Origin of the sequence: Micromonospora sp. SH-82 (assembly GCF_051132485.1) — a bacterium.
In the GTDB taxonomy this organism is placed as follows: Bacteria; Actinomycetota; Actinomycetes; order Mycobacteriales; family Micromonosporaceae; genus Micromonospora.
Genome location: NZ_CP148049.1, coordinates 416,522 through 430,552 on the forward strand (window position 1 = coordinate 416,522; position 14,031 = coordinate 430,552).

General features: G+C 74.1%; 11 protein-coding genes. 2 read left to right on the top strand and 9 right to left on the bottom strand.

Annotated elements, in window-relative coordinates:
* Positions 1-50: 50 nt before the first annotated feature.
* Genes WHN02_RS01900 through WHN02_RS01915 form a run of 4 tightly spaced genes read right to left on the bottom strand, consistent with a single transcriptional unit; the run spans position 51 to position 4,039 of the window.
* A complete protein-coding gene (locus WHN02_RS01900) occupies positions 51-662 on the bottom strand; it encodes an NADH-quinone oxidoreductase subunit B (RefSeq protein ID WP_434741767.1) in 612 nt (203 codons plus the stop codon).
* 46 nt (positions 663-708) lie between these two features.
* Complete coding sequence (locus tag WHN02_RS01905; protein WP_434741768.1) at positions 709-2,301, bottom strand: pyridoxal phosphate-dependent decarboxylase family protein; 1,593 nt, start codon at positions 2,299-2,301, stop codon at positions 709-711.
* Positions 2,298-3,692 carry an MFS transporter gene (locus WHN02_RS01910; RefSeq protein WP_434741769.1) on the bottom strand — a complete coding sequence of 465 codons (1,395 nt, stop codon included), beginning with the start codon at positions 3,690-3,692 and terminating at the stop codon, positions 2,298-2,300. The genes WHN02_RS01905 and WHN02_RS01910 overlap by 4 nt, the downstream gene beginning before the upstream one ends.
* A gap of 32 nt (positions 3,693-3,724) precedes the next feature.
* Complete coding sequence (locus tag WHN02_RS01915) at positions 3,725-4,039, bottom strand: MGMT family protein (RefSeq protein ID WP_434741770.1); 315 nt, start codon at positions 4,037-4,039, stop codon at positions 3,725-3,727.
* Between the two features lie 13 nt (positions 4,040-4,052).
* On the opposite strand from WHN02_RS01915, the gene proB reads away from it, so the two are divergent.
* Both proB and WHN02_RS01925 read left to right on the top strand, forming a co-directional pair.
* Positions 4,053-5,210 carry a glutamate 5-kinase gene (gene proB / locus WHN02_RS01920; RefSeq protein ID WP_434741771.1) on the top strand — a complete coding sequence of 386 codons (1,158 nt, stop codon included), beginning with the start codon at positions 4,053-4,055 and terminating at the stop codon, positions 5,208-5,210.
* 79 nt (positions 5,211-5,289) lie between these two features.
* Complete coding sequence (locus WHN02_RS01925) at positions 5,290-6,534, top strand: glutamate-5-semialdehyde dehydrogenase (RefSeq protein ID WP_434741772.1); 1,245 nt, start codon at positions 5,290-5,292, stop codon at positions 6,532-6,534.
* 99 nt (positions 6,535-6,633) lie between these two features.
* On the opposite strand, the gene moeZ is transcribed toward WHN02_RS01925, so the two are convergent.
* From moeZ to WHN02_RS01950, 5 genes are all read right to left on the bottom strand, one after another.
* A complete protein-coding gene (gene moeZ / locus WHN02_RS01930) occupies positions 6,634-7,857 on the bottom strand; it encodes an adenylyltransferase/sulfurtransferase MoeZ (RefSeq protein ID WP_434741773.1) in 1,224 nt (407 codons plus the stop codon).
* A gap of 94 nt (positions 7,858-7,951) precedes the next feature.
* Positions 7,952-8,767, bottom strand: coding sequence for a DUF3152 domain-containing protein (locus tag WHN02_RS01935; protein ID WP_434741774.1), 816 nt, complete (start codon positions 8,765-8,767; stop codon positions 7,952-7,954).
* Positions 8,768-8,862: 95 nt separating this feature from the next.
* The gene (locus WHN02_RS01940; protein ID WP_434741775.1) at positions 8,863-9,501 is read right to left on the bottom strand and encodes a DUF3152 domain-containing protein; all 639 of its coding nucleotides are present in this window, start codon (positions 9,499-9,501) and stop codon (positions 8,863-8,865) included.
* A 484-nt stretch (positions 9,502-9,985) separates the two neighbouring features.
* On the bottom strand, positions 9,986-10,981 hold the full coding sequence (locus WHN02_RS01945) for an alpha/beta fold hydrolase (RefSeq protein WP_434741776.1): 996 nt from the start codon (positions 10,979-10,981) through the stop codon (positions 9,986-9,988).
* Positions 10,982-11,004: 23 nt separating this feature from the next.
* Complete coding sequence (locus WHN02_RS01950) at positions 11,005-13,896, bottom strand: hypothetical protein (protein ID WP_434741777.1); 2,892 nt, start codon at positions 13,894-13,896, stop codon at positions 11,005-11,007.
* Positions 13,897-14,031 lie beyond the last annotated feature (135 nt).

Genomic DNA, 14,031 nt, shown 5'->3' on the forward strand with positions numbered 1-14,031 from the left:
AAGGTCTTCCGAACGACGCCGTTGGCGCCGTGCTGTTGGCCGTGGTCGGGTCAGCGGTCGGTGACGGTCGTCGGGGGGCGTACGGGTGGGGCGGTGAGGGACTCGACCGGGCGGGGCGGGACCGCGTCCCCGGCACCCTCGACGGCCTCCAGGGCGGTGACGTCGGCCGACGGGGCGAGCGGGTCGGTCCGGGACACCCCGCCGATGCCTGACTGTTCGGCGGCGATCCGTTCCTGGAGGCGGAGGATGCCGTGCAGGAGCGCCTCGGGGCGGGGCGGGCACCCGGGGACGTAGACGTCGACCGGGATCAGCTGGTCGACGCCCTTGGTCACCGAGTACGAGTCCCAGTAGGGGCCGCCGCAGTTGGAGCAGGCACCGAAGGAGATGACGTACTTCGGCTCGGGCATCTGGTCGTAGAGGCGCTTGATCGCCGGGGCCATCTTGTCGGTGACGGTGCCGGAGACCACCATCAGGTCGGCCTGCCGGGGGCCGTGGGCGAACGGGATGACGCCGAGCCTGATGAAGTCGTGCCGACCCATGCTGGTCGCGATGAACTCGATCGCGCAGCAGGCCAGGCCGAAGTTGAACACCCAGAGCGAGTAACGCCGCCCCCAGTTCAGCACGAACCGGATCGGCTCACCGAGCACCTGCGGCAGCTGCACGTCGGTCTCCTCCCCGCCGCAGACAGTGAACCACAACCGTCCGGGTTCAGTAGGTGGGGCGTTGGAGCAGCCCGACGAACTCGGCGAGCAGCCGTTCCCGCAGGGCGGGCGGGGCCGCGTCGAGCAGCGTGTTCACCACCGCCATCCGCTCCGGCACCCCCGGGACGCCCCCAGCCGAAGCGCCCCCAGCCGAAGCGCCGCCGGCCGGGACCTCGCCGGCGGCCGGGCTGCCCAGACCGAGGGTGGTGGCGAGGGTGGCGACCAGGTCGGGGGTGAGCTGATCGGGGTCCAGGGACCCGACCAGGGCGAGCAGGTCGGCGGGGAGCCGGACCGGACCGGCGGCCCGGGCCGCCGCCACCGAGTCGACCAGGGCGGCGCCGAAGTCGGGGACGGTGGGGGCCACCGAGGCGGTCACCGTCAGGTGCACGCTGGCGGGGAGGTCGGCGTACCGGAACTGGGGTTGGGTGTGCCAACCCCGGGCGGTCAGCTCGTCGACGAGGGTGAACAGGTCCAGGTCCGGATCGGACGTGGTGAAGCAGACGACCGTGGACTCGGGTTCGGCGAGCAGGCGGAGCCCGTCGACGGCCCGGACGGCGGCGGCCAACCCGGTCACCGCCGTCCGGGTCCGGCGGGCCAGGTCCAGGTATCCGTCGTCGCCGAGGTGCCGGACCGTGGCGTACGCGGCGGCGATCGGGCCACCGGAGCGGGTGGACGAGATCACCGGGTTCACCATCGTGTAGCCGGGCCATCCGGCGAAGGCGAAGAACTGCGGGGCGCGTGAGGCGGGGTCCCGGTGCAGGAGGACCGACACCCCCTTCGGGGCGTACGCGTACTTGTGCAGGTCCACCGAGATCGAGGTGACTCCGGCGACGCCGAGGTCGAACGGCGGGACCGGTACGCCGAGGCGGCGCAGGTACGGCAGGGTCCAGCCCCCGAAGCAGGCGTCCACGTGGCAGCGGACCCCCCGCTCGGCGGCGACGGCGGCGATCTGCTCGACCGGGTCGATCACCCCGTGCGCGTACGAGGGGGCGGAGCAGGCGACCAGGACGGTCTCCGGTCGGATCGCGGCGGCCACGTCGGCGGGGTCGGGTCGCAGGGTCTCCGCCGACACGGCCACCGTGTCCACTGCGACCCGCAGGTAGTGGGCAGCCTTGGCGAAGGCGGCGTGGGCGCTGGCCGGCACCACCAGTCGGGGTTCGGCGACCTCCGGCCGGGAGTCCCGGGCCGCCTTGACGGCGAGGATCAGCGACTCGGTGCCGCCGCCGGTGACGGAGCCGACAGCGTCGGGGGCGGCGCTGCCGGGGCCGCCGCCCAGCAGCCGGGCCGCCGCCCCGACCAGCGTGTTCTCCATGGCCAGCAGGGACGGGAAGGCTGTCGGGTCGAGCCCGTTGACGTGGGCGCTCTCGGCGTACGCGGTGGCCGCCAACTCGTCCAGCCCGGGTACGGCCGGGTCGTAGACGTAGGCGAAGAGGCGCCCGCCGTGGGTGGGCCGGTCGGCGGCACGCAGCGCCCGGATCTCGGCCAGCACCTCGTCGGCGGGGAGTCCCCGCAGTGGCGGCGAGGACGGTTCGCCCGTGTCGTCACCTCGGTGCGCCCCGGCGTCGACACGGGGACCGACAGCGACGGTTCGCTCGCTCATGTGTCTTCCTTTCCGAGGCCGTCAGCGGCACCGGTCCGCACGGCGGTGGGAGTCGACCGGGCCGGGGTCGACGGCGAGGCGTCGGCCGGGGTGAGGTGGTAGCCGCGCAGCAGGAGGGTGGCCGGGCCGATCAGGAGGGCGGGCAGGACTGTGAACCCGAGGAGGATGCCGAGGCGGGCCGAGTCCGGCTGGGCGACCGACCCGGTGGCCGAGGAGACGTACCCGGACAGGTGCAGCACCAGTCCGTAGAGGCCCGGACCCAGCGCCAGACCGAGCGTCTCCCCCGCCGTCCACAGGCCGGTGAAGACGCCGGCCTGTCGCCGCCCGGTGCGGGCGGTGTCGTACGCGATGCAGTCGGGGAGCATGGCCAGGGCGAACACCTGCTGGCCGGCGTACCCGCAGCCGATCAGGGCGACCACCGCGTAGGTGGCGACGGCCGGCAGGACCGGGGCGGTGACCAGGGCGAGCGCCCCCACCGCCAGGAGCAGGGAGGCGGCCACCAGACCGGCGCGTTTGCCCAGTCGGGCGCCGACCCGAGTCCAGACCGGCATGACCAGCAGGGCCGGGCCGACGAAGCAGGCGAACAGCAGGGTCGGGCCGGTGCCCGGATCGCGCAGGACGTGTCCGGCGAAGTAGTTGACCCCGGCCAGGATCGTCGCCACCCCGACGGACTGGATCACGAAGCAGAGCAGCAGGGCCCGGAACGCCCTGGCCCGCCCGGCGACGGCGAGTTGGGCGCGCAGCGACGGCTCGGTGGCCGCGACGGTGCCGGTCGGGGCGGAGCGGGTGCCGAGGAACGCGCCGAGGGCGCCGACGGCTATCAGTGCGGCGACGAACAGCCCCATCCACCGGTGTCCGGCGAGCCCGTCGCCCCCGGCGGTGACCACCATCGGGGCGAGCGCCCCGGAGACCAGGATGGCGAGCGCGAGCACCGCGATCCGCCAGCTCATCAGCCTCGTACGTTCGGCGTGGTCGCCGGTCAGCTCGGCGGGCATCGCCACGTACGGCACCTGGAAGAAGGCGAACGCGGTGGCGGTGACCAGGAACGCCACCGCCACGTACGCCCCGGCGGCCGGGCCGGGGCCGAACGGTCCGGCGAAGATCGCGGCGAACGATCCGGCCAGGGCCAGCCCGCCGAGGAGCAGGTACGGACGGCGGGCACCCCACCGGGAGCGGGTCCGGTCCGACAGCCGTCCCACGACGGGGTTGAGCAGGACGTCCCAGGCCTTCGGTCCGAGCACCAGCAGCGCGGCCACCCCGGCGGCGACGCCCAGGGTGTCTGTCAGATAGGGCAGCAGGAGCAGGCCGGGGACGGTGCCGAAGGCACCGGTGGCGAGGGAGCCGAGGGCGTACCCGACGTGCACCTGCCGAGGCAGCGGACCGGGCACCATGAGATCGAATCCTACTCATGTCATGGCCTGCGTCACATCCCCCCGTCGGGGTGCCAACCGGCTTTCGCCATGTCCACCCCGGCCGCCCGCATCGGGGTCCCCTCGGCGCGCAGCAGTGCCCGCGCCCGCACCTCGTGTCCCGGCGGCAGCCGCCCCGCCGAGTTCACCACCCGGTGCCAGGGCACCCCGCCGCCGTGCCGGGACATGATGGCACCGATCAGCCGGGCCGAGTTGCGCCCGGAACCGTCGGCGAGGGCGTCGGCGACCGCCCCGTAGGACATCACCCGGCCCGGCGGGATCCGCTCCACGAGGGCGAGCACCGCCTCCACGTACTCCTCAGGGGTCACGACCGGCCACGATATGGGAACCCGCGCGGGCTGCTCCAGGACGAACACGCAGAATGGGCGGGTGCGGGAAGCAGTCACGACGGCCCGACGGGTCGTCGTCAAGATCGGGTCGTCCTCGTTGACCACGGCGACGGGCGGGCTCGCCACCGACCGGGTCGACACGCTGGTGGACGCGCTCGGCGCGCTGACCGCCCGGGGTTGCGAGGTGGTGCTGGTCTCCTCCGGGGCGATCGCCGCCGGGCTCGCCCCGCTCGGGCTGTCCCGACGTCCGCGCGACCTGGCCACCCAGCAGGCCGCCGCCAGCGTCGGTCAGGGCCTGCTGATCGGCCGGTACGCGGCCAGCTTCGCCCGGCACGAGCGGACCGTCGGTCAGGTGCTGCTCACCGTCGACGACGTGACCCGTCGGGCGCACTACCGCAACGCGTACCGAACCCTGCGCAAGCTGCTCGACCTGCGGGCGGTGCCGATCGTCAACGAGAACGACACGGTGGCCACCGAGGAGATCCGGTTCGGTGACAACGACAGGCTGGCCGCTCTGGTCGCCGCCCTGGTCCACGCCGACCTGCTGGTGCTCCTCTCCGACGTCGACGCCCTCTGGACCGGTGACCCGACCCGACCCGGTTCGACCCGGATCACCGAGGTCCGCGACGAGCGGGACCTGGTCGGGGTGAACGTCGGCGGGGTCGGTCGGGCCGGGGTCGGCACCGGCGGGATGGTCACCAAGGTCGAGGCGGCCCGGATCGCCACCGGGTTCGGCATCCCGGTGGTGCTCACCGCCGCCCCGCTGGCCCCGGCCGCGCTGCGCGGCGAGGAGGTCGGCACCCTGTTCCACCCGGTGGCGCAGCGTCCGACCGCCCGACTGTTCTGGCTGGCCCACGCCACCGCCCCCCGGGGTCGGCTGCACCTGGATCCGGGGGCGGTGCAGGCTGTGGTCGACCGGCGCAAGTCCCTGCTCCCGGCGGGGATCACCGCCGTGGACGGTGCCTTCACCGCCGGGGATCCGGTGGACCTGGTGGACACCGCCGGTGACCCGGTGGCCCGGGGACTGGTCAACTACGACGCCGTCGAGCTGCCCGGCCTGCTCGGACGCTCCACGAGCGAACTCGCCGCCGCCCTCGGCCCCGCGTACGAGCGCGAAGTCGTCCACCGCGACGACCTGGTACTCCTGTAGGGAAGGGCGCTTTCCGATGTATGAGGGTCCCTCCCGACAGCGGTGCCGACCGGAGAACGACGAGGACTAGGAGCACAGGATGAGCGTCTCGGAGCAGGCTCGACGGGCCCGGGAGGCGGCCGGCGCGCTGGCCGTGGCGACGCGTACCGCCAAGGACGCCGCGTTGCAGGCGATGGCCGACGCGCTGGTGGCGCGTACCCCGGAGATCCTGACCGCGAACGCGGCGGACCTGGCGGCCGGGCGGGAGGCCGGGTTGTCGGCGGCGATCCTGGACCGGTTGAAGCTCGACGAGGCGCGGGTGGCCGGGATCGCCGAGGCGCTGCGGCAGATGGCAGCGCTGCCCGACCCGGTGGGTGAGGTGGTCCGGGGCGCGACCCTGCCGAACGGGCTGGAGCTGCGCCAGATCCGGGTTCCGTTCGGGGTGGTCGGGATCATCTACGAGGCCCGCCCGAACGTCACCGTCGACGCCGCCGGGATCTGCCTGAAGTCCGGCAACGCGGCGCTCCTGCGCGGCTCGTCCTCGGCGGCGCACTCGAACGCGGCGCTGGTGGCGGTCCTGCGGGACGCGGTCGCCGGGGCCGGGCTGCCCGCCGACGCGGTGCAGCTGCTCGACGCCTCCAGCCGGGAGTCGGTGAAGGAGTTGATGCGGGCCCGGGGCCTTGTCGACGTGCTGATCCCGCGTGGTGGGGCGTCGCTGATCCGGACGGTGGTCGAGGAGTCGACGGTCCCGGTGATCGAGACCGGGGTGGGCAACTGCCACGTGTACGTCGACGCCGCCGCCGACCTGGACAAGGCCGTCGCGCTGACCCTCAACTCGAAAACCCAGCGCCTGTCGACCTGCAACACGGCCGAGTCGCTGCTGGTGCACGCCGACGTCGCCGACGTCTTCCTGCCGACGGTGCTGGCCGGCTTCGCCGAGGCCGGGGTCACTGTGCACGGGGACGCCCGGGTGGCCGGCTACTCGGACGCGGTCGTCGCGGCCACCGAGGAGGACTTCGGCACCGAGTACCTGTCGGCGGACATCTCGGTCGCCGTCGTCGACTCCCTCGACGCCGCAGTCGCCCACGTCAACAGGTATGGCAGCGGCCACACCGAGGCCATCGTCACCGACTCGCAGTCGGCGGCCCGGGAGTTCGTGGCCCGGGTCGACTCGGCGGCGGTGATGGTGAACGCCTCGACCCGGTTCACCGACGGCGGGGAGTTCGGGTTCGGGGCCGAGATCGGCATCTCCACCCAGAAGCTGCACGCCCGGGGTCCGATGGGGCTGCCCGAGCTGACCAGCACCAAGTACGTCGTGACCGGCGACGGACACCTGCGCGGCTGACCCACCGAGGTGGGGTACGGCCAGGGCGGACCGGGTCGCAGGTGAGTCGTCCCGAGCCGGCAGGACACGTCCTGCTCGGGACGACTCGACGTCACGGGGTCAGTACGTCGGCAGGGACGGGTCGATCTGCTTGATCCAGGAGAGGACCCCGCCCTGGACGTGGACCGAGTTGGTGAACCCGGCGGCCTTCAGGGCGGCGAGCGCCTCGGCGGAGCGGACACCCGACTTGCAGTGCAGGACGACCTGCTTGTCCTGCGGGAGGCGGGACAACGCCTCCCCGGAAAGGATCTCCCCCTTGGGGATCAGGGTGGCCCCGGGGATCGAGACGATCTCGTACTCGGCGGGTTCGCGGACGTCGACGAGGAAGATGTCCTTCCCGGCGTCCTGCCACTCCTTCAGCTCCCGGGCGGTGATGGTGGACTCGGCAGCCGCCTCCTGGGCCTCGACCGAGACCGCCCCGCAGAAGTCCTCGTAGTCCTCCATCAGGTCGGTCAGGGTGGGGTTCTCCCCGCAGAGCACGCAGTTCGGGTCCTTCCGGACCTTGATCTTGCGGTACTCCATCTCTAGAGCGTCGTAGACCATCAGTCGGCCGACCAGCGGCTCGCCGATCCCGGCCAGGAGCTTGATCGCCTCGTTGACCTGGATCGACCCGATGGAGGCGCAGAGCACCCCGAGGACGCCGCCCTCGGCGCAGGAGGGGACCATCCCGGGCGGCGGGGGCTCCGGGTAGAGGCACCGGTAGCAGGGGCCGTGCTCGGCCCAGAAGACCGACGCCTGGCCGTCGAACCGGTAGATCGACCCCCAGACGTACGGCTTCCCGAGCAGGACCGCCGCGTCGTTGACCATGTACCGGGTGGCGAAGTTGTCGGTGCCGTCGACGATCAGGTCGTACCGGGAGAAGATCTCCCGGACGTTCTCCCGGTCCAACGCCGTGTCGTGGATCTCGACGGTGACCAAGGGATTGATCTCGCGGATCGAGGCGGCGGCGGACTCGGCCTTGGAACGGCCGACGTCGGAGACCCCGTGAATGACCTGCCGCTGGAGGTTGGACTCGTCGACGGTGTCGAAGTCGATGATGCCGAGCGTCCCGACCCCGGCGGCGGCCAGGTACAGCAGGGCCGGGGAGCCGAGACCGCCGGCACCCACACAGAGCACCCTGGCGTTCTTCAGCCGCTTCTGCCCGGTCACCCCGACGTCGGGAATGATCAGGTGGCGCGAGTAGCGACGGATCTCGTCAACGGACAGCTCGGCGGCGGGTTCGACGAGCGGGGGCAACGACACGGTGGACTCCCCGGGATCGGCGTTCGGTGTATGCCGCGCCATTGTTGCTCGCCGGGGCGGGGGTCGGCCATGAGCAGGGCCACGTCGCCCGACATGCGGGAGCGGGAATACCGCACCGGCACCTCAGGGGGCCTTGTCAGATGCCGTCGACCGGGTCACCGGCGTACCGGCGGCCGTCCAGGTACGGCCACGCGTACGCCACGCACCCGTCCAGCCCGTACGTCTGCTGCTGCATGACGGGGGCGGGACGCCCCGGACCCGGGCACGCCTCGTGGCCGTACCCGAACTCGTGCCCGACCTCGTGGTTGATCACGTACGACCGGTACACCTCCAACGGAGCGCCGTAGTCCGGCACCGCCTCCAGCCAGCGGGCCAGGTTGACGATCACCTGTCCGGGGAGCCGGCAGGAGGTGTAGCGCTCGGTGCTCAGGCCACCCAGGGCGCACATCTGCTCGGAGGTTGCCGGGCTGGCCAGGTAGACGGTGAAGTCGGCCTCGGCGGGCTCGGCCACCCGCTGCACCCGACGCGTCGCGTCGGCGGTCCACCCACGCGGGTCGGCCAGGGCCTCGTCGACAGTGGCGGCGAACGTGGCGACGTCCTGGCCGACACCGGCCTCGACGGCCACCCGGTAGCGGTGCAGGGGGCCGCCGTCGCCCCGGACCGGCGTACCACCGTCGGCGGTGACGAAGGTGCCGGTGCCGAAGGTGGGGATTCCCGGTCGGCCGGGCGAACCACGGTCGCCCCCCGAGGGGCTCGACAGGCCCGCCGAGGGGCTCGGGACGGCCGCCGAGGGGCTCGTCAGGCCCGGCGGCGCGCCGCCGGAACCGCCGGACCGGGCCGTCGACGGGTCGGTGGACGGTGCGGACACCACGAGGACGGCGAGCACCAGTGCCACGGCCAGGACCAGCACCGGCAGCAGCCGTCGAGCGGGTAGGGCAGGCAGGAAGCTCACGAAACCCAGCGTCGCACCCGATTCCGGCCGAAGTCGGGGAAACCGGATTATCTGCGAAGAATCCTCACGTCACCCCGAACGGCGTGCCGCCGTGGTCAGCGACGGGGACCCGCGTACCGGCGGCCGTCGAGGTAGGGCCAGGGGTTGGGGGTGCACCCGTGCAGGAAGAGGGTCTGCTGCATCATCACCGGCGCGGGACGCCCGGGAGCGGGGCACCGCTCGTGACGGTGTCCCAGTTCGTGGCCGACCTCGTGGTTGACGACGTACTGCCGGTAGACGGCGAGGGGGGTCCCGGCCCGTACGTAGTGCGGCACCGACGTCCGCCACCGCTCCAGGTTGATGATCACTCTCCCCGGCCCCCGACACGAGGTGTACGGCTTACCCTCCACCCTGATGTCCACTGCGACGGCGGCGCACATCCGTCCGGCCGTTCGGGGCGTCGCCAGGTAGACGGTGAAGTCGTGCCCGGTCGCCCCGGGCACCTGTCGCAGCCGTAGCCGGCCGCCGTCCACCCAGCTTCCCGGCCCGACCAGCGCCTCGTGGACCCCGTCGGCGAAGGACCCGACGTCGGCACCGGAGCCACGCTCCACGGCGACCCGGTATCGGAGCACCTTCCCGGAGCGGCCCAGCACCGGACCGGTCCGGTCGGAGTGGGAGAACCGACCGCTTCCCGCCGACGGCGTCGTACCCGCGAGTCTCGGCACCCGTCGGGGGTCGTCCTCCGGCGCGACCACCGGCCCGCCCCGCTCCGTCGGCCCGACGGACCCGACCCCCGACCCCGACCCCGACCCCGACCCGTCAACGACCGGCCCGACCCCGGCACGCCCAGGCCCGGACCCGACACCCTCAGGCCCGACCCCGACACCCCCAGGCCCGGACCCGACACCCTCAGGCCCGGACCCGGCACCCCGAGGGCCGAATCCGTCGGCCTCCGAGCCGGGTAGAGCGGCGGTGACCAGCCCGGACACTCGGGGGGCGGGTTGGTCCGCAGCCGGGATCCCGGTCGCGGGGTCACCCGGTTCGGCGGTGGCGGCCACCGCACCGGCGGGCGGGTCGGGGGCGTCGACCACAGCGAGCAGCGCCGCGCCGAGCGCCCACGACAGGGCGAAGAACCTGGCCCGCCGGGCGAACCCGGGACGGGCCGCCCCCGGCCCGTCCGACGTCGGTCCCGGAAGGGGGCGGCCGGGTCCGGACCCGTCGGGTACGGATCGTGATCGGTCAGTGGCTGGCAGCACCCGGCCAGGGTGCCACGTCGGACCCGGCCGAGGCCCCCTGCGACTCGCCGAGCAGGCCCAGAACGGCGCGGGCGACGGTACGCGGCACCTCCATCTGCGCCACGTGACCCACCCCGGTGAGCATCAGCAGTCGGCTGTCCGGGATCACCCGGGCGGTCTGCGGTGACACCCGGACGTCGACCAGCCGGTCCTTCATGCCGCCGATCACCAGGGTCGGGGCGCGTACCCCGGCGGCCAGGCGCCACAGCGAGTCGGTCCCCCGCAGGTAGGACCGCAGGAAGCTGCCGACCAGGCCACGGAAGGTCCGCAGGTAGGCGGCGGCGTAGTGCTCGACCTGGGCGCGGGCCTGGATCTCCGCCAGGGCCTCCGCCTGCCGCTGAGGGCTGATCCGGGACAGGTCACCGACGCACGCCTTTAGGGTCTGCTGCGCCATCACCTCCGGGGCGATCTTCGCCAGCCGCCAGGCCACCAGCCGCTCCCCACCGGGGACGGCCAGCACCGGCAGCATCCGGCCCTGGAGGGAGCGTCGGAAGTCCAGGAAGGGCAGGGCCGGGGAGATCAACGTCAGGGTACGGACCAGGTCGGGCCGCCGCGCCGCCACCCGGACCGCCACCGACCCGCCCAGCGAGTTGCCGATGAGGTGCACCGGACCCCTGTCGGACTGCTCGATCCAGCGGACCGTCAGGTCGGCGAAGGACGCGATGGTGTACCGGCTACCCGGCTCGCTGCGGCCGAAACCGGGCAGGTCGATGGCCTGACCGTCGAGTCGACCGGCGAGCAGACCGGCCAGGTCGGTCCAGTTCTGTGAGGACCCGCCGAGTCCGTGGAGGTAGAGCGCCGGTTCGGCGTCGGGGGCGGTCGCCGGGGTCTCCCGGACGTAGGTCGCCGCGCCGTCGACGCGTACCGACCGGCCGGGCCATGGCGGCGGGAACCGGTCGTCGGGCAGGAGGTCGTCCGGCCAGAGGGTGGCACGCTTCATGGATCCAGTCTGCCCCCACCCGTCTAGGCCAGCAGGGCCTCCAGCCGACGGTTCACCGCCGCCAGGGTCGCCCTGACCACTGCCTGCCGGGGGTCACCCTGGACCAGGGCGGAGCCGGCGATCTGCTCCACCCAGCCGTCGCAGACCAGCAGGACGACCACCGTGGCGACCTCGCAGTTGCCGAACGGCACCACCGCCGCGTGCTCGACGAAACACCGACCCGAGTCGGCGGTACGGCCGGTGCCCCGCAACAGCTCGTCCACGGCCGCTGCGGCGGCGACGGCGCAGAGCCGGAGCACGTACCCGTCGACGGCCGGGCCGCTGGTGAAGCCCGAGGCGGGCTCCCCCGCCGCGAGCAGGCGTACCTCGACTGTGGCGTCCAGCCCGAAGGTGCTGACCTGCACGTGGTCGATGACCACCCGGGGTCCCTGTCGTCCGCCGGTGTCCAGCGGGCGCGACGGGGCCGTCTCCGTGGTCGTCATCTGCCCGCCGGAGTACGAGGAGCCGAGCAGCGCCGGGCTCCCGGTCGCCATGCCGGTCGCGGCCGACGAGGCGGCGGGTTCCTGCGTACCGGAGGGGGTGGTCTGTCGACGGCGGCGCGGGGGTGCCGACGGTGCCGGTCCGGTCGGCCGGTCCTCCCGGAAGCCGGCGGGGCTCGGCGCACCGGCGGGGACCGGGGACGTCGCGCCCCCGGTCGGGTGCTCCGGCCGGACGGGTGGGGTCGGGGGTGCCTGGCCCTCCACCGGACGGGCTTCGGTCCCGGACCGCAGGCCGGGCGGGACCGGCGGGGCAGGGAGGTTCTGCGGTGCGGCAGCCAGCCCCATCCGCTCCTGGAGCAGGCGGGCGACGTGCCGACTCACGTCGGCCGGGTCCGCGCCGTCGGAGAGGTCGAGTCGGAGGCTGTGCGCCCCGGCGGGGGTACGCCGCAGCGAGGCGTCCCGGACGCCGCCGACGCCTCGGACGGCGGCGAGGATCGCTTCGACGTCGAATCCCTCCGGCCGTTCCTGCGGCGGGTCGGGCTCCTCCTCCCGTCGCAGATGGGTGGCGATCCGAGCGAGCTCGGGGGATTCGGTGGGCTCCACTGTCGGCGGCTCCGGCACGACGGGCACGTCCGGCTCGGCCGGTACGCGCTGCGGCAGCAGCTCCGCCCGGTCCTCGGCATCCGGGTCCGCCGCAGGTGCCGGTTCGGGGGCGGATCGACGGGCCGAGTAGGGGGCTGCGCTCTCCGGTTCAGGCGCGGACGGACGACGATCGGGGTGGTCGTCGACGCCGGTGGTGGGGACGGCGACCGGGCCGGCCTGGTCGGCCGGGGGCAACGGTCGGGTCGGTGGTTGCGGGGTCACCGGGCCGTCGGCGGGCTCGGCGGGCAGGGGCTCCGGCTCGGTACGGACCGGCCGCAGCCGGAACGGCCGGACCAGCGCACCGGCGTCGGGCGTACCGGTGTCGACGCCGGTCGGCTCCTCCGGGGGCTGCGCCCCGACGCCCGGCGCCCCGGTGGGGTCCTCGGGTGCTCCGCCCAGCGCCCACGGCGGGCGTTCCCCGACCTCCGGGGACCTGATCCGTGAGGCGGACGGGGGGTACCCACGCCAGGCCTCCGGCGGGGTCGACTCGTACCGGTTCGGTTCGCTGCGCATCGGCTGGTACGGCCGGTGCTCCTCGGCCGAGACCGGCTCGTACGGTCGGTGTTCGGCCGCCGGGGTCGGCTCGTACGGGCGGGGGGTCCGGCCCGCCGCCGGGTCGTACGGCTGGCGGGACTCGCCCGCCGTCGGGTCGTACGGGCGACGGGTCTGCGTCGCGTCCGGGTCGTACGGGGGTGCGGGGTCGGCCGGCGGGGGCTCGTACAACCGGCGGACCTCTGGTGACATCGGCTCGTACGGTCTCGGCGACGGGTCGGCCGGGGGTCTGCGGTCGGTCTGCGGACGGGTCCGCTCCGGCGGGCGGGTCGACTGCTCCGACGGGCGGGTCGGCTGCTCCGACGGACGGAGCGGCTGTTCCGGCTGGCGGGTCGGTTGCAGGTGCTCCGGGTGGGGGGCCCACTCCACGCGTTCGGGGGGGTCGCGCTCCTCCCGGCCCCGTCGGCCGGTGGGCTCCTCGTCGGTACGGGCCCAGGGCGGGGCCCACCCCTCGCTCCAGCTCGGGCGGTTCCAGTTCGGTCCCGGCCAGTCGGGTTCGTCGTCGTCGAGGCGGCGGGCGGGCGGGGCACTGGACGGGCCGTCCCGGGTCGGGTCGGTGCCGCGTCCCCGGGTCGGGTCGGTGTCGCGTGCCCGGGTCGGGTCGGCGCCCCGTGCCCGGGTCGGGTCGGTGTCGCGTCCGACCTGGTCCCGCTCCGGTCGGTGGTCACCCCGGGGGTCGTCGACCCGACGGTCGAGGGAGGCGTCGGAGGAGTGCCGGGCGTTCGGCGGGTCACCGGCGACCGGGGGCCGCCCGGTGGGGCGCTCGGTCGGCGGCGAGGGCCGCTGGAAGGGCACGACGACCCGGTCGGTGTCGTGGTCTCGACGGCGCTCGGCGCGCATGCCGGGCGGGGCGCTGACCGGATGCTGGGGTTGCGACGGCGGGGAGCTCACCGGGATCCGGGGGCCGCCGGGCGGCGCACTGATCGGGACCTGCCGTTCGCCGGGGGCGTCGGTCGGGCCGTGGCCGTAGCCGTTCACCCGGTGCCCGTTGGCCCGGGTCGGCAGTCCGTCGCCGGGATGGTGGCCGGGCAGCGGTGGGGGCAGGTCTCCGTAGCGCGGCGCGGACGCCGACCACGCGGACTGTGGTTCCGGCTGCCAGCCGCTTCCGGCCTCCCCCTCCGGGGACCAGGCAGCTGCGGCGGAAGCCCACCCACTACCGGGGCGGGCCAGGTCGTCGTGCTGACCCGTCCCGTCACCGTGCTCTCCCGGGGTGGCAGCTCCGGGTTGACCTGTTTCACTCACCGCGCGCTCCTTGGTCGCCCTCGCTGAGGCTACCGTGTGGTGACAGTGGCGATAAGTTACAGCGGCGGGCCAATTCCGAGTACGGGTCGCACCTCGACCGGTTCGGGCGATTGATGCCGGCTCGTACGAAGAAAC